Genomic DNA, 23946 nt, shown 5'->3' with positions numbered 1-23946 from the left:
TGTTGTGGTTGAACTATTAGTTCAGGCGGTCGACCAGCGAGTCGGCCAGGCCGACGTAGCCGGCCGGCGTCAGCGTGAGCAGACGGGCCTTCGCCTCGTCGCCGATCTCCAGAGCGGTGACGAAGGCGACCAGATCGGCCTGACCGATGCGCTTGCCGCGGGTGAGTTCCTTGAGCAGGGCGTAGGGGTCTTCGATGCTCGAGCGCCCGGCGGTGACCTCGGCGCGAATCACCGTCTGGATCGCCTCGCCGAGAATCTCCCAGTTGGAGTCGAGATCCGCCGCGAGCAGGGTGCGGTCGATATCGATCTCGCCGAGTCCGCGCAGGATGTTGTCGAGCGCGAGCAGCGAGTGCCCGAATCCGACGCCGATGTTGCGCTGGGTGGTCGAGTCGGTCAGGTCGCGCTGCAGGCGTGAGGTGACCAGGGTCGCCGCGAGCGAGTCGAGGATGGCGGACGACAACTCGAGGTTGGCTTCGGCGTTCTCGAACCGGATCGGGTTGATCTTGTGCGGCATCGTCGAGGAACCGGTGGCGCCGGCCTGCGGGATCTGACGGAAGTAGCCCATCGAGATGTAGGTCCAGATGTCGGTGGCCAGGTTGTGCAGCACGCGGTTGGCGTGTGAGACCCGGGTGTAGAGCTCGGCCTGCCAGTCGTGAGACTCGATCTGGGTGGTGAGCGGGTTCCAGTCCAGACCCAGGCTTTCGACAAATTCACGCGAGATCGTGGGCCAGTCGGCCGACGGCTCGGCGGCCACGTGAGCGGCGAAGGTACCGGTCGCTCCACTGAACTTGCCGAGGTAGTCGTTGCGTTCGATCTGCTTCTGGATGCGCTCCAGGCGGTAGACGAAGACGGCGAGCTCTTTGCCCAGGGTCGTCGGCGTCGCGGGCTGACCGTGCGTGCGCGCGAGCATCGCATCCGCCCGGAACTCCAGGGCGCGGGCGCGGAGTTTGTCGATCACAAGCTGAAGCTTCGGCAGCCAGACCTCGCGCACGGCGGCGCTGACGGTGAGCGCGTACGACAGGTTGTTGATGTCTTCGCTCGTAGCGGCGAAGTGGGTCAGCTCGGCGATGTGGTCGAGACCGAGCGTGCTGAGGCGGCGGCGCACGAGGTATTCGACGGCCTTGACGTCGTGGCGGGTGGTCGCCTCGAGCTCGGCGAGTTCGTCGATCTCGGCCTGGCCGAAATCGGTGACCAGCTGGCGCAGGGCGGCCTTCTGGGCATCCGTCAGCGCCGCGGAGCCGAACAGGCCGCGGTCGGTGAGCGCGATCAGCCATTCGACCTCAACCTGCACGCGAGCCCGGTTGAGACCCGCCTCGGAGAGGTACTCGCCCAGGTCGGTGACGGCGGCGCGGTAGCGGCCATCGAGTGGGCTGAGGACCTGTGGGGGTAGTGGACTCATCGGACTCCCTGTCTGATTGCGGGTGCGAGCTGTGTGAAGAGCGCGTGGTTTGCTCTCTCAATCATGCCTAATACCGCGTCAAACAACGCATCGTCGGAATAGTACGGGTCGGGCACATCACGCAGGCCCGCCTGATCTTTGTCGAAACTGAGCAGCAGACGCACCTTGGTGCGGTCGTATTCGGTCGGCGCCCAGTTGCGCATCACGCGCTCCTGCGCGTGGTCGAGCACGACGACGAGGTCGAGATCGGCGAACCACGACGCATCGAATTGGCGGGCGCGATGATGACTGCCGTCGTAGCCGCGTTTGGCCAACGCCGAGATTGTGCGTTTGTCGGCTTGCTCCCCCACGTGCCAATCCTCGGTGCCGGCCGAACTGGTGGCGATCAGCCGGCCAAGCCCCGACCGCGTCGCCAAGTCCCGCAGCATCACCTCGGCCATCGGGGAGCGGCAGATGTTGCCGGTACAGACGAAAATGATTCGAAAGGGCGTCGCTTCGTCAGGACTGAGCGCCGCAGAATTCATGCCTTCATTCTGGTGCACTGGCGTGTCATCCACATCTGAAGTTGTGAAGCAGTCTTCACCGATTGAAAAGGTGGGGGCTCCAGGAGCGACCCGCGTGCCACGCTCGCCACATCTGAATCGGGGAGGCGCCATGGACGCAGAGGAGCTTGCGCTTTTCACCGGCGTCGCAAACGCCGAGCGGCTCGTCGCGCTTCGTGAACAGCTGTGGCTGCTGAACATCGTGCGCGAGGAGGTGCAGGGGCAGGCTCAAATCGTCCATAGGCTTGTAACCGGCACACCCGGTTATCAGTGGCACTCAGCTGCAGAGCGCGGCTACGCCGAGCGGGCCCGAGAACTCGGTGTAGCACTCGAGCGCGCCGCACGGGCGATTGATGACGCCTGTGAGGCCGTGAGTGCGGGACTTGCGCGGCTGCGAGGGGTCGAGTAGTTGGCCCGGGAGGTGGCGCAGGAGGAGGTCCGGGAGGCGGCAGGGGCGGAGGGGCGCGACACGCGCGACGAACGGCCGGAGCCGGAGTCGACCGGACGCCTCATCGTCTCGGGCGGGGGCTCGACCCTCGTCGGCACCGACACACTCCTCGCCCAAGAGACGATGATGCGGATGCTTCACTCGGCGGCACTGAACTGGCAGGCCAGGCTGACACGCATCCGCGGGTTGACCGTCGCACCGGCCCCAGCATGGTCACCGCGCGACCCGGGCGTCGATGTTCTGAGCGCGACAATTGCGATCGATGTGGTGGAAGCCGAGAGCCACCGGCTGGCCGACGCATTGAACGCCGCCGCTGAGGGCTACGCGCGTGCCGAGCGGCAGACTGAGGATGCCGCGCGGCTCACCGGTTCGACACTCGGCTGGATGATCGGCCGGTTTCCGCAGCTCGCCGCCCTGGTGGCCCTGTCGGCGATGCCGGCGCTGACCACGGGCGTTGTGATCTGGTTGCTCAGGCAGGCAGTGACCGCACCAGGCCGGCCGGCCCCGGCGACGGATTCAAGCGGGGGTTTCGGCGTGGACCCGCGCCTTCTCACCAGCCCACTGGCCGCTGCGCTCGTGCGGGTCGCCGTGTCGTCGCTCGACGACGTCGCGACCGGTGCACTCGGCCTGCCGTTGCCGGTTGCGCGTGCGATCGGCGAAGACGGCATCGGCCTGCTCGGTGTCACGACATCGGCGGCGGGAGTGCTGGCGGTGGCCCGCCCCCATGGTTTATTGCGCGAGACACCGGTGTCTGTGCTTCCGGGAGGCCCCGGAGGCCCGAGTGGTGCGCCTCGTCAGGGCCTGCCGGTTTCCGAAGGTCGCGCGGGGCATCCGGTGCCGGGCCGAACGCCCGACGTGGTGCGGGCGTCGCCGCCGGCCGGCCTCGCGGAACTCGCCGCACGCATCCCCGACCTCTCGACGGAGGGCGGCCAAGTGCGTGTCGAACGCTACGGAGACGATGGCTCTGCGGCCTGGGTGGTCTACATCGGCGGCACGGTGGACTGGAGTCCGGTTGCGGCTGCCGAGCCGTGGGACCTCACCTCAAATCTCGCGGCGGTGGCCGAGGAGGAGTCCGGTTCGTATCGGGCGGTGGTGCAGGCCATGCGTGAAGCGGGAATCCAGCCGGGCGAGCCGGTGATCGAGGTCGGACACTCACAGGGCGGGCTGATTGCGGCGCAGGTCGCGGCATCCGGTGAGTTCACCAGTGTCGCCACCGTCACCTTCGGTGCCCCGAGTGGGAGTGTGCCGGTTCCCGCCGGCGTCGACACCGTCGCCGTGGAGCACACCGACGACATTGTGCCGGGGATGGGTGGAACGTCTGACGCAGCGACCGGGCGGCTTCTCGTGCGCCGCGAGGTCTTCGCGTCAGATCCGCTTCCCGACGGGGTTCTGCTCCCGGCGCACAGCATGGCCACCTATCAGGAGACGGCTCGCCTGATCGATTCGTCGCCGGAGCCGAGGCTGCACGCTTTTCGGGAGCAGCTTGTGCGGGTGGTGGGAACAACAGATGGACGTGCCGGAATCTGGCGCGGAACCCGTTCGCCGGTCAATTAGTGCGGCCGGCTGCGATCGACGCGAGTCTGATCGGCCGGCGCGAGTCAGTACTTCCGGCGCGAGCTAATAGTCCCGACGTGTCACAGGACGAATGAGGAGGCCGAGCAGCCAACTGATGATGCCGAGCACCAGCGCGCCGAGCACACCCCACCAGAAGCTTTCGATGACCAGGCCGAATCCGAACAAACTCGAGATCCAGGCGACAAGGAGCAGCAGCAGGCCGTTGATGATGAACGAGATCAGGCCGAGGGTGAGGATGTAGAGCGGAATCGCGACGATTTTCACCACTGTGCCGACGATGGTGTTCACGAATCCGAAAATCACCGCGACGAGCAGGTAGGTCAGGATGGTGGCGACGGTGTCGGGCGCGTAGGGCACCATGTGAACTCCGGCCACGATGATGGTGGTGAGCCACAGAGCGACCGCGTTGAGTGTCAGCTTGAGCAGAAATCGGGCCATGGGTTAACTATGGCACCGCCGGAACGGGCTCGCTCGGCCGAACCGACGGATGCTGCCCGGCACGAGCCTCCCGACCGCCGTGCAAACACATGCAATTACTCGAATATGTCGCGGCGTAGACTCGCGGAGTGAGCCCTTCTGACCAGCAAACTGTTCGACTGCGCCCTGAAATCGTCGCCCTCCCCGCCTACCGGCAGGGCCGAGCCGCCGACGCTGCCGCATTCAAGCTCTCGTCAAACGAAAACCCGTTCGACCCGCTTCCCGGCGTGATCGAGGCGGTTCAGGCTGAGACCGCCTTCAATCGCTACCCCGATGCCACGGCGTCTGCTCTGCGTGACAAGCTTGCCGCGCGCTTCGGACTCGAATCAGACGAGGTACACGTCGGATCCGGATCGGTCGCCCTCTTGGCCCAACTGATCCTCGCGGCAGCCGGCCCCGGCGACGAAGTCATCTATTCCTGGCGTTCATTCGAGGCGTACCCGTCACTGGTCACGGTGGCCGGCGCAACAAGCATCCAGGTGCCGAACCGCGCCGATCATGGGCACGACCTGCCCGAGATGGCCGCGGCCATTACGAGTCGCACCCGCGTCGTCATCGTCTGCACACCGAACAATCCGACGGGCAGCATCGTCACCGGCGACGAATTCGACGCATTCATGGCCGTCGTTCCCCGTGATCTCCTGGTCATTCTCGATGAGGCATATATCGAGTTCGTGACGGAACCCGGCGCTGTCAACGGTCCGGCGCTGCTGGCCCGCTACCCCAACCTGGTCGTGCTGCGCACCTTCTCGAAGGCCTACGGTCTGGCCGGCCTCCGCGTCGGTTATGCCCTCGGACCCGTTGCCATCCTCGACGCGGCGCGTGCTACCGCGATCCCGCTCTCGGTCACGGCGCAGGCGGCAACCGCCGCCATCGCCTCGCTCGAGCACAGCCGTGAGTTGATGGACCGCGTGCACACGATCAGTGCACGGCGCGACGCGCTCTGGCAGGACCTCGTCGGGCAGGGCTGGGACATCCCGAAGCCTCACGGCAATTTCATCTGGCTGCCAACCGGAGAGGTGACCACCGAGGTCGCCGAACGGTTGAACGCGGCAGGACTTATCGTGCGGCCCTTCCATCCGGAAGGCATCCGCATTTCAATTGGCGAGGAGCAAGCAATGCAGGATCTCCGACGTATCTCCCGGGAGATTGTCGAGGCCGTACCCGCGGCCACGGCGGCCCGGCGACTAAGTTAGTACGGTGGCAGCCCTCATGAATAACGCCTCCGTGCCCGCACACACTCTGCCCACGGTGCAGCTTCTCACCCCGGAAGGGGTGTTCGCTCCCACCGAATCCGCCGAGGAATACCTGCCGTATCTCGAGCGTCTCGGTGAAGACGACTACCGACGCTTCTACCGCGACATGGCCGTGGTGCGCCGCTTCGACACCGAGGCGGCCAACCTGCAGCGCCAGGGTCAGCTCGCGCTCTGGGTGCCGAGCCACGGTCAGGAAGCCGCCCAGGTCGGCTCCGCCTACGCGACCCGCGCTCAGGACCACATCTTCCCGTCATACCGCGAACACGTCGTCGGAATGATCCGCGGCCTCGACCCGGTCGACATCCTGCGCATGCTGCGCGGTGTCACCCTCGGCGGCTGGACCCCGGAAGAGCACGGCAACTTCCACTTGTACACACTCGTGCTCGCCTCGCAGACCTTGCACGCCACCGGCTATGCCATGGGCATGCAGCTCGACGGTTCGACGGCCACCGGCAACCCGGAAACCGACGCGGCCGTCATCGTCTATTACGGCGACGGGGCTTCCTCGCAGGGCGACGCCAACGAGGCGCTCGTCTTCGCAGCCAGCTACCAGACCCCGCAGGTCTTCTTCGTGCAGAACAACCACTGGGCCATCTCGGTGCCGGTCGAGCGCCAGTCGCGTTCGCCGTTGTACCTGCGCGGCACGGGCTTCGGTATTCCGAGCGTTCAGGTCGACGGCAATGACGTGCTCGCCAGTTTCGCGGTCACGGCGAAGGCCATGGATGACGCGCGCGCCGGCCAGGGCCCGGCCCTGATCGAAGCGCTCACCTATCGCATCGGTGCCCACACCACCGCCGACGACCCCACCAAGTACCGCACCACCGACGAGCTCGCCAGCTGGGTGGCTCGCGACCCGATCGCCCGCTTCCGCACCTATCTCGAGGGCCGCGGCGCCGGAAGTGACTTCTTCGCCGCCATCGACGAGGAAGCAGCGGACTATGCAGCGGATGTGCGCCGTCGCGCGCTCGAGATCCGTAGCCCGGACCGCTCGGTGATCTTCGACAACGTCTATGCCGAACCGCACCCGCTGATCGATGAACAGAAGGCCTGGCTCGACCGCTACGAGTCATCCTTCGAAGGAGGCGACGCGTGAGCGACACGACCACTGCAACCGTTGGCGCCGTGACGGCCAACGCCGCGACGGCTTCCGTTGGCACGACCACGACCCTCACCATGACGAAGGCCCTGAACACCGGCCTGCGCCAGGCGCTGCTCGACGACCCCAAGGTGTTGCTGATGGGCGAGGACATCGGCCCACTCGGCGGCGTCTTCCGGGTGACGGAAGGCCTGCACGCCGAATTCGGCGACAAGCGCGTTCTCGACACCCCGCTGGCCGAATCCGGCATCATCGGCACCGCGATCGGCCTGGCCATGCGTGGCTTCCGTCCGGTCTGCGAGATTCAGTTCGACGGTTTCGTCTTTCCCGGCTTCGACCAGATCACCAGCCAGCTGGCCCGCATGCGCAACCGCCATGAGGGCGAACTGACCATGCCCATCGTCATCCGCATTCCCTACGGCGGACACATTGGCTCGATCGAACACCACCAGGAGAGCCCGGAAGCGTATTTCGCACATACCCCCGGCCTGCGCGTGGTCAGCCCGTCGAACCCGCATGATGCCTACTGGATGATGCGTGAGGCGATCGCCTCGAACGACCCCGTCATCTTCTTTGAACCGAAGAGCCGCTACTGGCCGAAGGGCGAGGTCAGCTTCGCCGAGGCCGGTGCGCCACTGCACGCCAGTCGCGTCGTGCGCGCCGGAACCGACGTCACCGTCATCGGGCACGGCGCCATGGTCAGCGTGCTGTTGCAGGCCGCCGACATCGCCGCCGCCGAGGGAATCAGCCTCGAAGTAGTCGACCTGCGCAGCCTTTCCCCGATCGACTACGGGCCGATCCTGGCCTCGGTCGAGAAGACCGGCCGCGTCGTCGTTGCGCAGGAGGCCGCCGGCTTCGTCAGCTTGGGCTCCGAGATCGCCGCCACCATTGCCGAGCGGGCCTATTACCGGCTCGAGGCGCCGGTGCTGCGTGTCTCCGGCTTCGATACCCCGTTCCCGCCGGCTGCCGTGGAGACCCACTTCCTGCCGAGCCCCGACCGCATCCTCGAGGCCGTCGATCGCGCCCTCGCCTACTGAGCGTGAGGCTTCTCATCATTCCGATTCAGAACCTCAAGAAAGGCACACTATGAGCGTGTCGAAATTCACTCTGCCGGATGTCGGCGAAGGGCTGACCGAGGCCGAGATCGTGGAATGGAAGGTCGCCCCCGGCGACACCATCACCATCAACCAGGTGCTCGTTGAGATTGAGACTGCGAAGTCGCTCGTCGAACTGCCGTCGCCCTACGTCGGCGTGGTCGGCGAGATTCTGGTGCCGGCCGGCACCACTGTCGATGTCGGAACCCTGATCATCACGATCCTCTCCGACGCTGACTCCGACGCCGCAGCGGATGCTGCGGCACCCGCTGCCACTCCCCCGGTTGCCGCGCCGGCCGCCTCCGCCGAGCAGCGGGAACTCGCGCAAGCCGCTGTCGACACTTCGGACACGATCTCCGGTGAGTTGGAGTCGAAGGCACCCCAGGTGCTCGTCGGACGCGGTTCCTCGGCTACCATGCCGACCCGGCGCATCCGTCACAACGCCGCAGCGGTCGCTCACGAATCGATGTCACCGCCCGCCGTTGCTGCGGCACCCGCCGCCGCTGCCGCCCCGTTGACACCGGCGCCGCCGGTCCGCCCGGCGATGTCGGCCGCCGGTGTGCTGGCCAAGCCGCCGATCCGCAAGCTGGCCAAAGACCTCGGCGTCGACCTCAGCATCGTCACCCCCACCGGTCCGATCGGTGACGTGACGCGCGAGGATGTGCTGCGTGAGGCGACCCAGGTCAGCGTGTTCCGCAACATCCAGACGCCCGAGTGGCCGACCGACCGTGAAGAGCGCATCCCGGTGAAGGGTGTGCGCAAGGCGATCGCCCAGGCCATGGTGGCGAGTGCCTTCACCGCGCCGCACGTCAGCCTCTTCGTCGACGTGGACGCCACCCGCACAATGGAGTTCGTCAAGCGTCTGAAGGCCTCGACCGACTTCGCCGGAGTCAAGGTGTCGCCGCTGCTGATCATGGCCAAGGCGATGATCTGGGCGGTACGCCGCAACCCCACGGTGAACGCGACGTTCACTGACGAAGAGATCATTGTGCGCCACTACGTCAACCTCGGGATCGCTGCGGCGACCCCCCGCGGGCTGATCGTTCCGAACATCAAGGAAGCACAGGACATGAGCCTGTTGCAGCTGGCCGGCGCGCTCGAGCAGCTCACCATCACCGCGCGCGACGGCAAGACCTCGCCCGCGCAGATGGCCAACGGAACCATCACCATCACGAACATCGGCGTCTTCGGCATGGACACGGGAACCCCGATCCTCAACTCGGGCGAGGCCGGAATCGTGGCCCTCGGCACGATCAAGCAGAAGCCGTGGGTTGTCGACGGCGAGGTGCGCGCGCGTTTCGTGACCACCATCGGAGCGAGTTTCGACCACCGGGTCGTTGACGGGGATGTCGCGTCACGCTTCCTCGCCGACGTCGCGAGCATCATCGAGGAGCCGGCGCTGCTGCTCGACTAGCCCGTCAGGGGGCACGCAGCGTTCTCGCCGCCCCGCGCTTGAGCCTGTATTTCTCTCGCCGAGCTTGCGCGTTGCGGTCGAGTTTGCCCGGCACACTGGGGTAACTCGACCGGAACGCGCAAACTCGGCGAGGTGAACCCAGCGGGTTGAGGCATGGCCCGGGCGCTTATTGCTTTTGACAATCATTATCAATAGCCGTAGTTTTGCAGAGTGCCCTTCAAGAAACTCGCCGTCCCCGCCCTCGTGGCGGCCGCCCTGCTGACCCTGGCCGGCTGCGCCGGAACCACTGGAGCCAGCACCGCCGCGGGCACCAGCGACTCGGCCGATGGCACGCTCAACGTGGTCGCCACAACGACCCAGGTCGGCGACTTCACCCGCAACATCGTCGGCGACACGGCCGGTGTGACACTGACCCAGCTGGTCAAGCCGAACCAGAGCGCGCACAGTTTCGACCCCTCGGTCGCTGATCTGGCTGCCTTGGGCAAGGCCGACGTGCTCGTCATCAACGGCGTCGGCCTCGAAGAATGGCTCGATGACGCCATCGCCGCCTCCGGTTTCGACGGCGTCACCATCGATTCCGATGAGGGAATCGACATCGGTTCGGATGCCGCGGCGAACGACACCGCGCACGATGCCACCCACGACGAGGCCGACCAGCACGACGCCGCCGAGCACGACGCGGCTCATGACCACGCCGGCGGCAATCCGCACATCTGGACCGCCGTCGCCAACGCCGAGAAAATGGTCGGCACCATCGCCCACGGCCTTGCGCAGGCGGACTCTTCCCACGCCGCCGAGTTTGAGGCCAACGCCACGGCGTACACCGCCAAGCTCGCGACACTCGACGGCTGGATCCACTCGAACATCGACCAGGTTCCCGCCGGCGAACGTCTGCTCGTGAGCAATCACGACGCTTTCGGCTATTTCACCGCCGCCTACGGCGTGACCTATGTCGGGTCGGTGATGCCGAGCTTTGACGACAATGCCGAGCCGAGCGCCGCAGCCATCGACACGCTCGTCGCCCTGATCAAGAAGACCGGCGTGAAAGCAGTGTTCTCCGAGGCCTCGATCAACCCGAAGGCGGCAGACACCATCGCGAAAGAAGCTCAGGTGGCGGTCTACTCGGGCGAGAACGCCCTCTACGGCGACTCGCTCGGCCCGGCCGACAGCGACGGCGCCACCTATGTCGCCAGCCAGCTGCACAATGTGCGCCTGATCCTCGAATCCTGGGGCGTCACGCCGAGTGCCGTTCCTGCCGAACTGAGATAGTGGACCCCGTGAACGAGACCACCCCGCGCAGCACGTCCGCGAAAGACGACCGCGGGCCGGCCGCCGCACATTCCGTCGTTCTCGCGGTGTCCGACGCCTCTTTCGCCTACGACCAGGCGCCGGCGCTGGAGGGAATCAGCTTCGACATCCGTGCCGGCGAGGCCGTGGCTCTGATCGGACCCAACGGCTCCGGCAAGTCGACCCTGCTCAAGGGCATCCTCGGCCTCATCGCACGCACCGCCGGCACGGTTGCCGTACTCGGCTCCTCCCCCGCTCCGGTCGGGTCGATCGGCTACGTGCCGCAGGCCGGCGAACTCGACCCCGAATTTCCGATCACCCTCGCCCAGGTCGTGATGATGGGCCGCTATCGCTCGCTCGGCTGGCTGCGCCTGCCCGGCAAGCGTGACCGGGCGGCAGTGACCGAGGCGCTGGATGCGGTGGGTCTGGCTCACCGCGCTCACACCCGTTTCGGTGAACTCTCCGGCGGACAGCAGCAGCGCGGACTGCTCGCGCGGGCCATCGCATCCGCCCCCGGCCTGCTGCTTCTCGACGAGCCGTTCAATGGCCTCGACCAGAAGAACCGCGACGCGCTGATCGCGACGGTTGAACGGTTGAAAGCCCGCGGCGTCGCGGTACTCGTCTCTACCCACGACCTCGACCTGGCCCGGGCGGTCTGTGAGTCGGTGCTTCTGCTGAACGGCACGCAGGTGGCCTTCGGCCCGCGCGACGATGTGCTCACCCTGGCCAATGTGCAGCAGGCGTTCAAAGAGGTCGGCGTCGAGCTCGACGAGCACACTATCGTCGTGCCCGATCACGAGGGCTGCTAGGTGTTTCACGTCGCTGCCCCGCTCGCGATCCCCCTCATCGACGCGTTCAGCTACCCGTTCATGATGCGTGCGCTCATCGTGTTGCTGGTGCTCAGCGTCGTCGCCGGCGTTGTCGGCGTGCTCGTCACCCTGCGCGGCCTCGAATTCATCAGCGACGGTCTCACCCATGCGGTCTTCCCTGGCATCGCCATCGGTTTTGTCTGGGGTGGGCGGGAGGGCCTCTTCGTCGGGGCGATGATCGCCGCCATTCTCGCGGCCGTCATCCTCACTCTGCTGGTGCGAAAGGCCGTCTCCTCGGATGCCGCCATCGCGATCGTGCTCACCGCCATGTTCAGCGTCGGTGTCATCGTCGTCTCCCAAAACGATGACTACGCCGGTCAACTCGAGTCCCTCCTCTTCGGACGACTGCTCACGGTGACGCCGACCGAGGTCGTGCAGACCATCGTGATCGCGGTCATCGCCTTGATCCTGATCGGGCTGACGCTCAAGGAACAGGTCTTCCGCGCTTTTGACCCGGCCGGCAGCCGGGCCGGCGGGTACCGCCCGCTCGTGCTCGACCTCGTGCTGAACGTGGCGATCGCACTCGTCGTGGTCGCCGCATCCAGCGCGGTCGGAAACCTGCTCGTGCTCGCCGTGCTCATCGTCCCCGGGGCCGTCGCCCGGCTGATCACTGTGCGCCTCTGGTGGTTGTTCCCGATCGCCGCCGTCTTCGCGGCCCTCGCCAGTTGGGTCGGCCTGACGCTCGGCTTCGAAGCCTCGGTCAATGCGGGGATCGACCTGCCGAGCGGGGCCACCGTCGTGCTCGTGCTCGTCGCCGGCTACGCGGTTGCCCTGGTTGCCCGGCTCGGCATCGACCGGATGCGGCGCCGCACGACACGCACGCACGCCAGGAACGATCTCACCGTCAGCGACTCCATCGAGGTCATTGCCGGCGCCGGCAGCCGAGCCGCCCATGACGGGAAGACCATCTGATGGGCTATTTCGAGATGGCCCTGGTCGCCGCAGTCCTGATCGGCGCGCTCAGCGGACTGGTCGGCTCCCTCGTCGTGCTGCGCCAGCGCACGTTCTTCGCCCAGGCGCTCACCCACGCCACCTTTCCCGGAGCGGTTGCCGCGGCCATGCTCGGCGTCAGCATCCCGCTCGGCGCCGCAGTGGCCAGTGTGATCATCGTCGGCATCATGACTCTGATCGGCCGCACCAACCGGCAGGGCTCCCAGGTCGCCTCCGGCATCGTGCTCACGGCCGGATTCGCCCTCGGCGTGCTGCTGCAGACCCTGAATCCCTCGCTGCCCGTGCACGTCGACTCGTTTCTGATCGGGTCCATCCTCACCGTCACGACCGGCGACATACTGCTCGTCGGTGGAGTGCTCGTGGCGGCTGTGGCGGTGCTCGTGCTCTTCGGCAAGGAGATTCTCTTCTCGACCTTCGACCGCAGCGGCTTTCGCGCCGCCGGCTACAAGGAATGGCCGATCGAACTGCTCTGCCTGGCCCTGATCACCGCGACGGTGGTCACGGCGATGCCGGCCGTCGGTGCGATCCTGGCGATCGCGCTGATCGCGGCGCCTGCGGCGGCGGCCCGGCTGCTCGTGCGTGGCCCGGTTCGCATCTTCCTGCTCGCTCCCCTGCTCGGTGCCGCATCCGGCGTGATCGGGGTACTGCTCTCCCGCACGCTCGACGTGGCGGCGGGGCCCGCGATCTCACTGGTGGCCGCCGGGTTCTTCCTGGTGGCGGTGGGGGTTCACTCCCTCGGACGCTTACGGTTACGGTTGAGAGCATGAAGCGAAACACCTGGCAACGTGAGGCCGTGCGCGAAGCACTCGACCACACCGAGGGGTTCGTCAGTGCTCAGGGCCTGCATTCGACGCTTCACGCCACCGGCTCCCCGATCGGCCTGGCGACGGTCTACCGCGCCCTCGCCGACCTCGCGGCCGAAGGCGACGCCGACTCCCTGCAGTCGCCAGAGGGCGAGAGCCTGTACCGGGCCTGCAGCACCAACGATCACCACCACCACCTGATCTGCCGTAACTGCGGGCTTACCGTCGAGATCGAGGCGGATGCGGTCGAAACCTGGGCGAAGAACGTCGCGGCCCAGAACGGCTTCACCCAGGCCGCGCATGTCGTGGATGTGTTCGGCCTCTGTGCGGCGTGCACCACGGCTGCTGCAGCCCCGGATTCCGCGCCGCCCGCCGCTTCCTGACCCGCGCTGCTCCCTGACCATCCCGGTGATCGAGCTTGTCGAGATCCGGCGAGCCATTCTTCAGACCCGACCCGGCTTCAAGGGTCAGCTCGCGAGGTCTCGACGAGCTCGACCAACGGTCCCGTGATCGTGTTGAATGCGATGATCGACGACTCGGCGGCGGGCTCTGTCGCTGGCTACCCGTTGAAGGTCGCGGGATGCGGGCCGGTGCGGCCGTCGCGCTCGAGACCGTCGACGGCCGCGAGGTCGACATCCGTCAGCTCGAAGGAAAACAGGTCGAGGTTCTCCCGGATGCGCGTAGCGGTGACCGATTTCGGGATCACCACGCGCCCCTGCTGCAGGTGCCAGCGCAGCACCACCTGTGCCGGAGTGCGGTGCACGCGCTCGGCGATCGCCACGACAACGGGGTCGGCGAGCACCGCACCCTGAGCCAGCGGGCTCCACGCTTCGGTCATGATGCCGTGCGCCGCGTTGAACTCCTGCACGTCACGCTGCTGCAGGGCCGGGTGTAGTTCGACCTGATTGACGGCGGGCACGGTGCCACCGAGGTCGAGGATGCGCTGCAGTTGGTCTGGCAGGAAGTTGGAGACGCCGATGGCTCGCACCCGCCCCTCGGCGTAGAGCGTTTCGAGCGCCCGCCACGTGTCGAGGTAGCGATCGCTTGCCGGTGCCGGCCAGTGGATCAGAAACAGGTCAACCGAGTCGAGGCCGAGCTTTGCCAGGCTCGCGTCGAAGCCGGCCAGGGCGCTGTCGTAACCCTGGTCGCTGTTCCACAGCTTGGTGGTCACGAAGAGCTCCGAGCGGGCGATTCCGGATGAGGCAATCGCGCGCCCGACGCCCGCCTCATTGCCGTAGATGGCCGCGGTGTCGATGCTGCGGTAGCCGGCGGCGAGGGCCTGGCCGACGGCGGTGGTCGTCTCGGCGTCCGGCACCTGGAAGACGCCGAATCCGAGCTGTGGAATCTCGACGCCGTTGTTCAGGGTGAGTGTGGGGACAGACATGATGCTCCTTGCGGGTTGTGAGGGTAAATGGGCGAAACGTGGCGAGGCGAAGGTGGAAGCAGAAGCGCGAGCTACTCGGCGAACTCCGGCACCGCCACCGGCGCCGGCGCGGACAGCGGCGACACCGAACGCCGAGACGCCGCGTTCGCCCGCAGCATCGCCCCGCCCAGCAGTACAACGGCCGCGGCGGTGACCGCCGCGCCGGCCCAGATCGGCGAGGTGTAGCCGAGTCCGGCGGCGATCGTCAGCCCGCCGAGCCAGGCGCCGAGGGCGTTGCCGAGGTTGAACGCGGCGATGTTGGCCCCTGAGGCGAGCGTCGGCGCATCCTGAGCCTGGCGCATCACCCGCATCTGCAGACCGGGCACGGTACCGAAGCCGAATGACCCCATCAGCGCGAGCGCGATGACAGTCATCACCGGGTTCTGGGCGGTGAGTGCGAAGACGACCAGGATGACGACGAGGCCGCCGAGCAGTACGATCAGCGTCGTGTCAAGGGAGCGGTCGGCCGCCTTGCCTCCGACGATGTTGCCGATCACGAGGCCGATGCCGAAGAGGATCAGCAGCCACGGCACGGCGCCCGCGGAGAAGCCCGTCACCTCGGTGAGTGTGAAGGCGATGTAGGTGAAGGCACCGAACATTCCGCCGTAGCCGAGCACCGTCACGCCGAGCGACAGCCAGACCTGGGGCGATCTGAAGACACGCAACTCGTTGCCGAGGCTGCGTGTGCCGGCCGCAGCTGCAGCGGTGCGCGGGATGAAGACGAGCAGTCCGATCAGCGCAATCACGCCGATGAGCGTGATTGCGAAGAACGTGGACCGCCAGCCGGCGGCCTGACCGAGCAGCGTGCCGAACGGAACGCCCAGCACATTGGCCGCGGTGAGTCCGGTGAACATGATGGCGATGGCGCCGGCTTTCTTGTTCTCCGGGACGAGGCTGGCGGCCACGACCGAGCCGATTCCGAAGAACGAGCCGTGGCAGAGTGCCGCGATGATGCGGCCGAGCAACATGATCTCGTAGGTCGGCGCGAGTGCCGAGACGAGGTTGCCGAGGATGAAGAGCACCATCAGCCAGGCCAGCACGCGTTTGCGGTTGAACCGGTTGACGGCGGCCGTCAGAAGTAGGGCGCCGACAACGACGCTGAGCGCATAGCCGGTGATCAGCCAGCCGGCGGCCGTCGGATCGACGGCAAAATCGGCGGCGACCTCGGGCAGCAACCCCATGATGATGAATTCGGTGAGTCCGATTCCGAACCCGCCGATGGCGAGTGCAATGAGACCTAATGGCATTGAGAAAACCTCGTGAGTTCTGTTCAGAAACGCAAAGAACGCGTACGCTGTTAGTTGCAGGCGCGTGGTTAATAGTTGCACGCGCGTTCTAAATGCGCAAGCAACGATATTTTGCGATCTCTGGAGGGTGAACATGGGCATCGAAGACACCGCCGTCGAAGTGCGGGCCCAGGGCTGGCGCACGCTGGCCGCATTGCATGCGGCCATCGAGGCCGATCTGGAGCGCGCACTGCAGCGCGAGGCCGACCTCTCGGTGGTCGAGTACACGGTGCTCGATGCCCTCGGCCGCCAAGACGGCTGGCACATGCGGATGCAGCAACTCGCGCGGGCGAGCGCCCTGTCGAGCAGCGCGACGACGCGCCTGGTCAACCGGCTCGAAGACCGGGGACTGCTCACGCGCATCCTCTGCCTCGACGACCGCCGAGGGATCTATACCGAGCTGACGGCACTCGGTCATGAGCTGGTCGAGAAGGTGCGACCGATCCACGACGCCGCCCTCGCACAATCACTCGACGCAGCTCAGCAGATTCCCGAGCTGGCTCCCCTCGTCGAGGCTTTGCATCGCACCACGGAGCCTCAGCCGGCCTAACCCGCGCCGTTCAGGGCGCGGTATCGCCCAGATCGGGCGAGCGCGAGCGGTAGCCCTCGCTTTCGCGGGCGGTCGGTGGCAGGGTCGAATTAAACGGCCTGTGCACGACGCACCTGAGCGAGTAGGCGCGACTCGGCACGACCCCTGCCTCGAAGGGATCCGCGCATGACACCTCCAGACTCGACGGGATCGACCGCTCCGACAGGAACGGCAGCTCCCACGGGCTCGGCCCCGGCGTTCCGCCGCCCGCCCAGTGCTACCGCATCCCATCGGCACAGCATCTCGGACACCGGGATGGAGGCGGAGGCGGCGTACCACCTCGTGCACGACGAGACGATGCTCGACGGCAATGCGCGCCTCAACCTGGCGACCTTCGTGAGCACCTGGATGGACGACTACGCCGACAAAATCTACGCCGAGTCGTATGACAAGAACATGATCGACAAAGACGAGTACCCGCAGACGGCGGCCATCGAAGACAACTGCTGGAGAATGATCGCCGGTCTCTGGAATTGTCCCGACGTCGCGAACACGATCGGAACCTCGACGATCGGCTCGTCAGAAGCCTGCATGCTTGGCGGGCTCGCCCTCAAGCGGCGATGGCAGCTCGCCCGGCATGCAGTCGGCAAACCGACCGGTCTGCCGAACCTGATCATGAGCAGCGCCGTGCAGGTGGTCTGGGAGAAATTCTGCAACTACTGGGATGTCGAGGCGCGCTACGTGCCGATCAGCGCGGAGCATCCGGTGCTCGACGGCCACGACCTCGACCGGTACGTCGACGAGAACACGATCGGCGTCGTCGCCATCATGGGCCAGACCTACACCGGAGCCTACGAGCCGGTGCAGCAGATCGCCGCCGCCCTCGACGCGATCCAGGCGAAGACCGGCTACGACGTGCCGATCCACGTCGACGGGGCATCCGGTGCCATGATCGCGCCGTTCTTGCAGCCCGACCTGGTCTGGGACTTCCGGATTGAACGGGTGCATTCGATCAGCACCTCCGGCCACAAATACGGTCTGGTCTACCCGGGTCTCGGTTGGGTGGTCTGGCGCACCGCCGACTGCCTTCCCGCCGACCTCATCTTCAACGTCAGCTATCTCGGCGGCAGCATGCCGACCCTGGCCCTCAACTTCTCCCGGCCCGGCGCCCAAGTACTGCTGCAGTACTACCTCTTCTTGCACCTCGGACGCGAGGGGTACCGGGCGATTCAGCAGGCGTCACAGGATGTCGCGCTCTATTTATCGGGGGGAATCGGCGAAATCGACGCGTTCGAGCTGGTCAGCGACGGCTCAGACCTCCCGGTCTTCGCCTGGAAGCAGAAAGAGGGGCACACCGACAAGTGGAATCTCTACCATCTGTCTGACCGGCTGAGGATGAAGGGCTGGCAGGTTCCCGCCTATCCAATGCCGGCCGACCTCGAGGAGCTGACCGTGCAGCGGATTGTGGTTCGGAACGGGCTGAGCATGGATATCGCCCAGGATCTGCTGGCCGACATCGTCGAAGAGACCGCCTACCTCGAGGCGCTCGAGTCGCCGATGCCGGTCGAAGGGCCGACAGCCGGGTTCCACCACTAGCCGCTCCCCCGGTCGCAGCTAGAGCCAGCGATTGCGCTTGAAAATGAGCCACAGGCCGCCGCCCATGACGGCCATCGCCGCAACGGCGAGTGGGTAACCGAACTGCCAGTGCAGCTCGGGCATGTCGTCGAAGTTCATTCCATAGACGGTGCCGATGAGGGTCGGTGCGAAGAGAATTGCCGCCCACGATGAGATCCGCTTCACTTCTTCGCCTTGCACCAGGCTCGTTTCCGAGAGCCTCCTCGTCTCCTCGTTCTGTTCGAGGCTGGCCTCCGAAAGACGACGCATCTCGTCGTTCTGGCGCTGCGTTGTCAGCGTGGAGTGAACCGTCAGCGCATTCTGCAGGAGGATCCGAAAGTTGTCGGCCTGCTCTGAGATGCGCAGCACGTGATCGAGAACATCCCGGAGCGAGCGCTGGAGTTCCTCGTTGACGTTGTACTTGTCAGAGCCGCGCCGGAGCGCCTCAAGCATGCCAACGAGCGGGCGGGTGGCGCGCTGGAACGCGGTCACCTCGCCGAGCAGCCCGTAAATGCGCCGCGAGACCTCGGTATCGCCCCCGAAAAGCTGGTCTTCGATCTCGTCGATGTCATTCTCGATGCCGGCGATGACCGGTGCGTACTGGTCGACGACTTCGTCCATGATCGCGTAGAGCACGGCTTCGGGACCGAGTCCCAGCAGCTCGGGATGCGCCTCCATCCTGCGGCGCACGGCAACGAGGTCGGGCGACTCGGCATGCCGGATCGTCACGACGAACCCCGGGCCGACGAAGACATGAAGCTCGCCGAACTCGACTTCTTCCCGCGCATCCACGTAGCGGGCGGGCCGCAGCACGACGAACAAGGTCTCGCCGTACCGCTCGAGCTTCGCACGCTGGTGACCCTTGAGTGCGTCTTCGACGGCGAGCGGATGCAGCCCGAACTCCTCGGCAACCGAGTAAAGCTCCTGGGGACTCGGGCGATAGAGCCCGATCCAGGCCATTCCACTCCGGGTCCGGGTGGCGTTGTAGGTGGCTTCGAGGGTGTCGAGATTTTCGGTGCGTCGTCCGTTGACGTACACGCCGTTGTCGATCAGAGTCATGGCGGTTCCTGTTGTCAGCTCCGCCCGCAAGGGGGTGAGGAGCGTGCCAGGGCGCGGAGTTCTGCCCCGCGCCAACGAGTAGTGAGCTGTGCACACTGACCGCCGGGCACCGGCAACCGAAAACCTCAGGCCGAGGCTGGCTCCGTGACCGCGCGTACAGGTGCACAGAATCTATGACTGTCCATCAGCTGGTCACCTCTTCTCGCTTGCCCACGGCATCCGTTGTGCCCGCGGCATGCGGGGCAACAGGAAGGCGACCATCGCGATCGCCTCTACAAGTATGACCCCGTGAGCGAGCGCCTGACGCCGGGAGTGATCGGGATGACCGCTCCCCCGCCGGACCGGCCGCCCCCGTCGCCGGTTTGCGCGACACGCCCGGAGCGCGTAATGTTGACCCCTGCTGCGCATATCTGTGCGTGCATTGCGGACAACGCATCCCCTCCTTTTCAGGTTCTGCTTGACAGAAGTGAGTGGGCGCCTGTTCGCCGACAAGAGATCTTGGGAAGGGCATTCGCCCTTCGGTATTGGAGGAGAACCATGGCAGCAACTTGCCAGGTGACCGGAGCCGTTCCCGGCTTTGGACACAACATTTCGCACTCGCACCGACGCACCAAGCGTCGTTTCGACCCGAACATCCAGAAGAAGACGTACTTTGTTCCGTCGCTTCGCCGCAGCGTCACGCTGCAGCTTTCGGCTAAGGGAATCAAGGTTATTGATGCTCGTGGCATTGAGTCGGTCGTCAAGGACCTGCTCGCACGTGGGGAGAAAATCTAATGGCTAAAGCTCAGGACGTACGTCCGATCATCAAGCTGCGTTCGACGGCCGGCACCGGTTACACCTACGTGACCAAGAAGAACCGTCGCAACAACCCCGACCGCCTCGTGCTCAAGAAGTACGACCCCGTAGTGCGCAAGCACGTTGACTTCCGTGAGGAGCGCTAAACATGGCGAAGAAGAGCAAAATTGCCAAGAACGAACAGCGCAAGGTGATCGTCGCACGTTGGGCCACCAAGCGTCTTGAGCTGAAGAAGGCTCTCGTCGACCCGAACGGAACCGACGAGTCCCGCGAAGCTGCACGCCTCGGCCTGCAGAAGCTCCCCCGCGACGCTTCGCCGGTACGCCTGCGCAACCGCGACGCGGTTGACGGTCGTCCCCGTGGTCACCTCAGCAAGTTCGGCATCTCGCGCGTTCGTTTCCGCGACATGGCGCACAAGGGTGAACTGCCGGGCATCACGAAGTCCAGCTGGTAACTTGCGCTGACGTTCGCCTCGCGAACTGTGGCATTGGGTAACCAGATGCATTCCGAAAAGGGATGCCGACACTGTCGGCATCCCTTTTCGTTTTAAGGGTTCTCATGCATCGGATTGACGGCGCTCTGACGGTGCTTTGTCAGCCCGGAGCGTAATTGTCGCGAAACGCCGGGCCAAATGACCAAAAAACGCCGGAAATACGCGGAACTTGGTCGAAATCTGCTAGATTCAACGCGGTCGAACCGACCAACGGAGTCGCTCCTTCGGAGCGTCGACCGCCTCACGAAATAGCTGTTTATACAGACGAAGGTCCGAGGAGGACACTCAATGGCTGACAAGTCGCTGAACAAGACCGAGCTCGTTGCCAAGGTTGCCGCTGACTCCGGACAGAGCCAGACTGCAGTTGACAGCGTTCTGAACGCATTCTTCGCAGCCCTCGCCGAAACCGTTGCAAACGACGGCAAGGTCACCATCCCGGGCTGGCTCGGAGTTGAGCGCACGGCTACCGCCGCTCGCACCGGCCGCAACCCGCAGACCGGTGAAGAGATCGCGATCGCCGCTGGCCACCGCGTCAAGCTCACCGCCGGCAGCAAGCTCAAGGCTGCAGCAAAGTAGTCTTCAACTACTCAGTCAGAGGGCGTCGACTTCGGTCGGCGCCTTCTGCCGTTTAACCGGATGTTTCGCCTCGTGTTCGCCGGAGCATCCGCCTTCTCTGCCCTGTGTTCGACCGGGCTTTCGCCCAGTGCGGGACGGTTAGGCTTGAGAGGTGCTCCGTCTCGTTCGCATCATCGGTCCAGCCGTTCTCGTGTTGGCTGCTGTGCTGTCAACCCTTGCGGGATTGTCGTTCGGGGGTGGTGCCGCCGCCCAGCTGCTGGCCGACCCGGGTCCCGTCGTGCGCTGGGGTCTCCCGATCGCCCGGCTCCTGGTAAACATCGGGGCGGCCGGCATGATCGGTGCACTCGTGCTGACCTGTTTCGCGCTGAGCCCGAAGGAGCGCGAGTTCAACACGGCGCTTGACTTCGCTGCGGCCTCCGCGGCGTTCTTCACCGTCGCGGCCGCCGTCACCGGTTTCTTCACCATGCTCCAGGTCACGAACGTTCCGCTCAGTTTCGATGACCGGTTCAGTGCGACGGCCGGGCAGTTCTTCACCCAGATCGCGCTCGGACAAGCCTGGCTGATCACCACCCTGATCGGGGCGGCAATCACCGTTCTCTGCTTCGCTGTGCGCAACCAGACGGCGCTGGTGTTCGTCACCATCTTCTCGGCTGTCGCGCTGCTCCCGATGGCACAGCAGGGTCACTCCGCTGAGGCGTCCGGTCACAACGCCGCGGTCACCGCGCTCTCCCTGCACCTTCTCTTCGCCGCGATCTGGTTGGGCGGACTGCTCACGATCGTCATGCTGCGCAAGCAGTTGGGCGACAAACGCCTCATCGTCGTGCTGGGCCGCTATTCGAGCGTCGCCCTGGTCTGCTTCATCGTTGTGGCGGCATCGGGCTACATCAGCGCCGAACTGCGCCTCGGAACCTTCGACAAGCTGCTCACCCCTTACGGCATTCTCGTGCTGACCAAGGTTGCGGTTCTGCTCATTCTCGGCTGCTTCGGCGTGGTGCAGCGTCGGTTCTTCATCGACCGGATGCAGCGCGCCCAGCAGGCGGTCGCTCCCTGGTTCTGGTGGCTGGTTGTGGCTGAGCTCGGCTTCATGGGCATCGCCTCGGGCGTGGCTGCGGCACTGGCCCGGACGGCGACGCCGGTCGTGCAGGTCGCCACGACCGAGATCCCCACCTCGACGCCTGCTCAGCTACTGACCGGCAGCCTGCTGCCGCCACCGCTCACCTTCGAGCGTTACTTCACCGAATGGAACATCGACCTGCTCTGGGTGTTGTTCTGCGCATTCGGCATCTTCTTCTATCTCGCCGGCGTTCGGCGATTGCGGAAGCGCGGCGACAAGTGGTCGGTTCTCCGCACCATCTCCTGGGTGCTCGGCATGATCACGCTGTTCTACATCACCAACGGCGGCGTCAACGTCTACCAGCAGTACCTTTTCTCGACCCATATGCTCTCGCACATGGCGTTGACGATGATGGTGCCGGTGCTGCTCGTTCCCGGCGCCCCCGTCACGCTGGCGGCCCGTGCCATCGCCAAGCGTAAAGACGGAAGTCGCGGTCCCCGCGAGTGGATTCTGCTCACCGTGCACTCGAAGGTGGCCGGCATCCTGGCCAACCCCTTCGTCGCAGCGCTGCTCTTCGTCGGGTCGCTCTGGGTGTTCTACTACACGCCGATTTTCAGCTGGGCGACCACGGATCACCTCGGGCACGAGTGGATGGTGGTGCACTTTCTGATCACCGGCTACCTGTTCGTGCAGTCGCTGATCGGCATCGACCCGGTTCCCTACCGGTTGCCGTACGCGTTCCGGTTGCTGCTTCTGCTCGGCACGATGGCCTTCCACGCCTTCTTCGGCCTGGCCATCATGACCGGAACCGGCCTGATGCTGGCCGATTGGTATGGCGCAATGGGCTGGGGGAACGACGCCCTCGCCGACCAGCAAATGGGCGGCGGCATCGCCTGGAGCGTGGGCGAGATCCCGACCATCGCGCTGGCGATCGCCGTGGCGATCCAGTGGAGCCGGAGCGACGAGAAAGAAACCAAGCGACTCGACCGCAACGCCGACCGCACCGGTGATGCCGAGTTGAACGAATACAACGCGCAGCTCGCCCGCCTGGCCGCTCACGACCGCTAGAGAGCCGCTGACCGCCATGCTCACCGCCGACGCGGCGTCGATTCGCCCGTATGAGTCGACGGATGCCCGCGCAACGCGAGACGTGTTCCTGCGGGCTGTGCGCGTGACGGCGAGCACGGACTATACGCCGGCACAACTCGCCGCGTGGGCACCGTCCGACGTCGACCTGGACGCCTGGGCCGTGAAGCGGGGGAGTGCCGGCACCGTGGTTGCGACGGTGAACGATCGGGTCGTCGGTTTCACCGATTGTGATGACGACGGCTACATCGACATGATGTTCGTCGACCCCGACGTCGCCCGTCGCGGGGTCGCATCCGCCCTTCTGGAGCACCTCAGGGCCAGAGCGATCTCTCGCGGCGTTCTTGCCCTGACGACGCACGCGAGCGTGACCGCGCGCGCCTTTTTCGAAGCGCACGGCTTCACCGTGACCGCGACGCGTCGACCGGTCGTGCGCGGTGTGCAGCTGACCAACTTTGCGATGCGCTGCCCGCTTGCGGGGTCAGCCCCGGTCAGCGTGCTTGATCGGTAGTTCGTCGGGCGGCACAGGCGCGGATCGCCGGAAGGAGAACCACCGAGAAGCCGGTTTGACCGTCAACGGGGCATCCGGGTAGATGCTGCGGGTGGCGGCGCGACGGCTGGAACCTGAAAACCAGTCGGCAACGTAGATCTTGGGGAGGATTTTCGCGAGCGACAGGGCGCAATAGATCACCGTGTTGATCGCGACGAATGCCGCAAAATGGGCGAACAGCGGTGTGCTGAGGAATGACGTCGGCAGCAAGATGCCTGCCGGGACCAGGAGATTCATCGGCGGGCCTCACTCTCGGGCGTTGTCAGTCGA

The 23946-nt window shown here is 65.7% G+C and carries 26 protein-coding genes; 19 read left to right on the top strand and 7 right to left on the bottom strand.

The features are described from left to right. Positions 1–16: 16 nt before the first annotated feature. On the bottom strand, positions 17–1399 hold the full coding sequence (gene purB, locus AC1DCF_RS04875) for an adenylosuccinate lyase (protein ID WP_477210063.1): 1383 nt from the start codon (positions 1397–1399) through the stop codon (positions 17–19). Further along, positions 1396–1923 carry a low molecular weight protein-tyrosine-phosphatase gene (locus AC1DCF_RS04870; RefSeq protein WP_441790674.1) on the bottom strand — a complete coding sequence of 176 codons (528 nt, stop codon included), beginning with the start codon at positions 1921–1923 and terminating at the stop codon, positions 1396–1398. The genes purB and AC1DCF_RS04870 overlap by 4 nt, the downstream gene beginning before the upstream one ends. Positions 1924–2053: 130 nt before the next feature. Here AC1DCF_RS04870 and AC1DCF_RS04865 point away from each other — a divergent pair, with 130 nt between their 5' ends. Continuing rightward, positions 2054–2350, top strand: a complete 297-nt coding sequence (locus tag AC1DCF_RS04865; RefSeq protein WP_477210062.1) for a hypothetical protein — start codon at positions 2054–2056, stop codon at positions 2348–2350. Then, the gene (locus tag AC1DCF_RS04860) at positions 2351–3943 is read left to right on the top strand and encodes a hypothetical protein (protein ID WP_477210061.1); all 1593 of its coding nucleotides are present in this window, start codon (positions 2351–2353) and stop codon (positions 3941–3943) included. It abuts the gene before it with no gap. A 63-nt stretch (positions 3944–4006) separates the two neighbouring features. On the opposite strand, the gene AC1DCF_RS04855 is transcribed toward AC1DCF_RS04860, so the two are convergent. After that, positions 4007–4402 carry a phage holin family protein gene (locus tag AC1DCF_RS04855; RefSeq protein WP_477210060.1) on the bottom strand — a complete coding sequence of 132 codons (396 nt, stop codon included), beginning with the start codon at positions 4400–4402 and terminating at the stop codon, positions 4007–4009. Positions 4403–4530: 128 nt separating this feature from the next. Between AC1DCF_RS04855 and AC1DCF_RS04850 the strand changes: the two genes are divergently transcribed. The 9 genes from AC1DCF_RS04850 to AC1DCF_RS04810 all read left to right on the top strand — a co-directional run bounded on the left by AC1DCF_RS04850 (position 4531) and on the right by AC1DCF_RS04810 (position 13594). Then, positions 4531–5637 (top strand): histidinol-phosphate transaminase, encoded by a 1107-nt coding sequence (locus AC1DCF_RS04850; protein WP_477210059.1) that lies wholly within the window; start codon positions 4531–4533, stop codon positions 5635–5637. A 16-nt stretch (positions 5638–5653) separates the two neighbouring features. Beyond that, positions 5654–6790: a thiamine pyrophosphate-dependent dehydrogenase E1 component subunit alpha gene (locus tag AC1DCF_RS04845; RefSeq protein ID WP_441790669.1), complete on the top strand. Its 1137-nt coding sequence runs from the start codon at positions 5654–5656 to the stop codon at positions 6788–6790. 80 nt (positions 6791–6870) lie between these two features. Next, positions 6871–7830, top strand: a complete 960-nt coding sequence (locus AC1DCF_RS04840) for an alpha-ketoacid dehydrogenase subunit beta (protein WP_477210539.1) — start codon at positions 6871–6873, stop codon at positions 7828–7830. 49 nt (positions 7831–7879) lie between these two features. Beyond that, positions 7880–9301 carry a dihydrolipoamide acetyltransferase family protein gene (locus tag AC1DCF_RS04835; protein WP_477210058.1) on the top strand — a complete coding sequence of 474 codons (1422 nt, stop codon included), beginning with the start codon at positions 7880–7882 and terminating at the stop codon, positions 9299–9301. 210 nt (positions 9302–9511) lie between these two features. Then, the gene (locus AC1DCF_RS04830) at positions 9512–10570 is read left to right on the top strand and encodes a metal ABC transporter substrate-binding protein (protein ID WP_477210057.1); all 1059 of its coding nucleotides are present in this window, start codon (positions 9512–9514) and stop codon (positions 10568–10570) included. Positions 10571–10578: 8 nt separating this feature from the next. Then, positions 10579–11397: a metal ABC transporter ATP-binding protein gene (locus AC1DCF_RS04825; protein ID WP_477210056.1), complete on the top strand. Its 819-nt coding sequence runs from the start codon at positions 10579–10581 to the stop codon at positions 11395–11397. Further along, on the top strand, positions 11398–12369 hold the full coding sequence (locus AC1DCF_RS04820; RefSeq protein WP_441790665.1) for a metal ABC transporter permease: 972 nt from the start codon (positions 11398–11400) through the stop codon (positions 12367–12369). Further along, positions 12369–13175 carry a metal ABC transporter permease gene (locus AC1DCF_RS04815; RefSeq protein ID WP_477210055.1) on the top strand — a complete coding sequence of 269 codons (807 nt, stop codon included), beginning with the start codon at positions 12369–12371 and terminating at the stop codon, positions 13173–13175. Before AC1DCF_RS04820 ends, AC1DCF_RS04815 begins: the two co-directional genes overlap by 1 nt. Then, the gene (locus AC1DCF_RS04810; protein ID WP_477210054.1) at positions 13172–13594 is read left to right on the top strand and encodes a Fur family transcriptional regulator; all 423 of its coding nucleotides are present in this window, start codon (positions 13172–13174) and stop codon (positions 13592–13594) included. The genes AC1DCF_RS04815 and AC1DCF_RS04810 overlap by 4 nt, the downstream gene beginning before the upstream one ends. Before the next feature lie 176 nt (positions 13595–13770). On the opposite strand, the gene AC1DCF_RS04805 is transcribed toward AC1DCF_RS04810, so the two are convergent. Both AC1DCF_RS04805 and AC1DCF_RS04800 read right to left on the bottom strand, forming a co-directional pair. After that, a complete protein-coding gene (locus AC1DCF_RS04805) occupies positions 13771–14595 on the bottom strand; it encodes an aldo/keto reductase (protein ID WP_477210053.1) in 825 nt (274 codons plus the stop codon). A gap of 71 nt (positions 14596–14666) precedes the next feature. Then, positions 14667–15881 carry an MFS transporter gene (locus AC1DCF_RS04800; protein ID WP_477210052.1) on the bottom strand — a complete coding sequence of 405 codons (1215 nt, stop codon included), beginning with the start codon at positions 15879–15881 and terminating at the stop codon, positions 14667–14669. 133 nt (positions 15882–16014) lie between these two features. On the opposite strand from AC1DCF_RS04800, the gene AC1DCF_RS04795 reads away from it, so the two are divergent. Both AC1DCF_RS04795 and gad read left to right on the top strand, forming a co-directional pair. Further along, on the top strand, positions 16015–16470 hold the full coding sequence (locus AC1DCF_RS04795) for a MarR family winged helix-turn-helix transcriptional regulator (RefSeq protein ID WP_441790660.1): 456 nt from the start codon (positions 16015–16017) through the stop codon (positions 16468–16470). Positions 16471–16635: 165 nt separating this feature from the next. Then, entirely contained in the window at positions 16636–18045 is a 1410-nt protein-coding gene (gene gad / locus AC1DCF_RS04790; protein ID WP_477210051.1) for a glutamate decarboxylase, read from the top strand. An 18-nt stretch (positions 18046–18063) separates the two neighbouring features. On the opposite strand, the gene AC1DCF_RS04785 is transcribed toward gad, so the two are convergent. Further along, positions 18064–19122: a magnesium and cobalt transport protein CorA gene (locus tag AC1DCF_RS04785; protein ID WP_477210050.1), complete on the bottom strand. Its 1059-nt coding sequence runs from the start codon at positions 19120–19122 to the stop codon at positions 18064–18066. Positions 19123–19659: 537 nt separating this feature from the next. On the opposite strand from AC1DCF_RS04785, the gene rpmB reads away from it, so the two are divergent. From rpmB to AC1DCF_RS04755, 6 genes are all read left to right on the top strand, one after another. Next, positions 19660–19896 carry a 50S ribosomal protein L28 gene (gene rpmB, locus AC1DCF_RS04780; protein ID WP_179579733.1) on the top strand — a complete coding sequence of 79 codons (237 nt, stop codon included), beginning with the start codon at positions 19660–19662 and terminating at the stop codon, positions 19894–19896. After that, positions 19896–20063 (top strand): 50S ribosomal protein L33, encoded by a 168-nt coding sequence (gene rpmG, locus AC1DCF_RS04775; protein WP_066598602.1) that lies wholly within the window; start codon positions 19896–19898, stop codon positions 20061–20063. Before rpmB ends, rpmG begins: the two co-directional genes overlap by 1 nt. A 2-nt stretch (positions 20064–20065) precedes the next feature. Then, a complete protein-coding gene (gene rpsN / locus AC1DCF_RS04770; RefSeq protein WP_441790657.1) occupies positions 20066–20371 on the top strand; it encodes a 30S ribosomal protein S14 in 306 nt (101 codons plus the stop codon). A 327-nt stretch (positions 20372–20698) separates the two neighbouring features. Next, positions 20699–20986 carry an HU family DNA-binding protein gene (locus tag AC1DCF_RS04765; RefSeq protein WP_441790656.1) on the top strand — a complete coding sequence of 96 codons (288 nt, stop codon included), beginning with the start codon at positions 20699–20701 and terminating at the stop codon, positions 20984–20986. A 151-nt stretch (positions 20987–21137) separates the two neighbouring features. Further along, positions 21138–23108, top strand: coding sequence for a bifunctional copper resistance protein CopD/cytochrome c oxidase assembly protein (locus AC1DCF_RS04760; RefSeq protein ID WP_477210049.1), 1971 nt, complete (start codon positions 21138–21140; stop codon positions 23106–23108). Positions 23109–23124: 16 nt separating this feature from the next. After that, a complete protein-coding gene (locus tag AC1DCF_RS04755; protein ID WP_477210048.1) occupies positions 23125–23637 on the top strand; it encodes a GNAT family N-acetyltransferase in 513 nt (170 codons plus the stop codon). Here the strand turns inward: AC1DCF_RS04755 and AC1DCF_RS04750 are convergent. Beyond that, the gene (locus AC1DCF_RS04750) at positions 23608–23913 is read right to left on the bottom strand and encodes a hypothetical protein (protein ID WP_477210047.1); all 306 of its coding nucleotides are present in this window, start codon (positions 23911–23913) and stop codon (positions 23608–23610) included. The genes AC1DCF_RS04755 and AC1DCF_RS04750 overlap by 30 nt on opposite strands. Positions 23914–23946 lie beyond the last annotated feature (33 nt).

The organism is Leifsonia sp. 10L418 (assembly GCF_056395445.1).
This window is presented reverse-complemented; position numbering and strand designations above follow the sequence as displayed.

Coding starts and splice junctions, on each gene's coding strand:
- AC1DCF_RS04810 (WP_477210054.1), top strand. CDS start 13,172: ATGAAGCGAAACACCTGGCAACGTGAGGCCGTGCGCGAAGCACTCGAC.
- AC1DCF_RS04795 (WP_441790660.1), top strand. CDS start 16,015: ATGGGCATCGAAGACACCGCCGTCGAAGTGCGGGCCCAGGGCTGGCGC.
- rpmB (WP_179579733.1), top strand. CDS start 19,660: ATGGCAGCAACTTGCCAGGTGACCGGAGCCGTTCCCGGCTTTGGACAC.
- AC1DCF_RS04755 (WP_477210048.1), top strand. CDS start 23,125: ATGCTCACCGCCGACGCGGCGTCGATTCGCCCGTATGAGTCGACGGAT.
- AC1DCF_RS04750 (WP_477210047.1), bottom strand. CDS start 23,913: ATGAATCTCCTGGTCCCGGCAGGCATCTTGCTGCCGACGTCATTCCTC.
- AC1DCF_RS04865 (WP_477210062.1), top strand. CDS start 2,054: ATGGACGCAGAGGAGCTTGCGCTTTTCACCGGCGTCGCAAACGCCGAG.
- AC1DCF_RS04835 (WP_477210058.1), top strand. CDS start 7,880: ATGAGCGTGTCGAAATTCACTCTGCCGGATGTCGGCGAAGGGCTGACC.
- AC1DCF_RS04845 (WP_441790669.1), top strand. CDS start 5,654: ATGAATAACGCCTCCGTGCCCGCACACACTCTGCCCACGGTGCAGCTT.
- AC1DCF_RS04815 (WP_477210055.1), top strand. CDS start 12,369: ATGGGCTATTTCGAGATGGCCCTGGTCGCCGCAGTCCTGATCGGCGCG.
- AC1DCF_RS04840 (WP_477210539.1), top strand. CDS start 6,871: ATGACGAAGGCCCTGAACACCGGCCTGCGCCAGGCGCTGCTCGACGAC.
- AC1DCF_RS04785 (WP_477210050.1), bottom strand. CDS start 19,122: ATGACTCTGATCGACAACGGCGTGTACGTCAACGGACGACGCACCGAA.
- AC1DCF_RS04805 (WP_477210053.1), bottom strand. CDS start 14,595: ATGTCTGTCCCCACACTCACCCTGAACAACGGCGTCGAGATTCCACAG.
- gad (WP_477210051.1), top strand. CDS start 16,636: ATGACACCTCCAGACTCGACGGGATCGACCGCTCCGACAGGAACGGCA.
- purB (WP_477210063.1), bottom strand. CDS start 1,399: ATGAGTCCACTACCCCCACAGGTCCTCAGCCCACTCGATGGCCGCTAC.
- AC1DCF_RS04870 (WP_441790674.1), bottom strand. CDS start 1,923: ATGAATTCTGCGGCGCTCAGTCCTGACGAAGCGACGCCCTTTCGAATC.
- rpmG (WP_066598602.1), top strand. CDS start 19,896: ATGGCTAAAGCTCAGGACGTACGTCCGATCATCAAGCTGCGTTCGACG.
- AC1DCF_RS04800 (WP_477210052.1), bottom strand. CDS start 15,881: ATGCCATTAGGTCTCATTGCACTCGCCATCGGCGGGTTCGGAATCGGA.
- AC1DCF_RS04855 (WP_477210060.1), bottom strand. CDS start 4,402: ATGGCCCGATTTCTGCTCAAGCTGACACTCAACGCGGTCGCTCTGTGG.
- rpsN (WP_441790657.1), top strand. CDS start 20,066: ATGGCGAAGAAGAGCAAAATTGCCAAGAACGAACAGCGCAAGGTGATC.
- AC1DCF_RS04765 (WP_441790656.1), top strand. CDS start 20,699: ATGGCTGACAAGTCGCTGAACAAGACCGAGCTCGTTGCCAAGGTTGCC.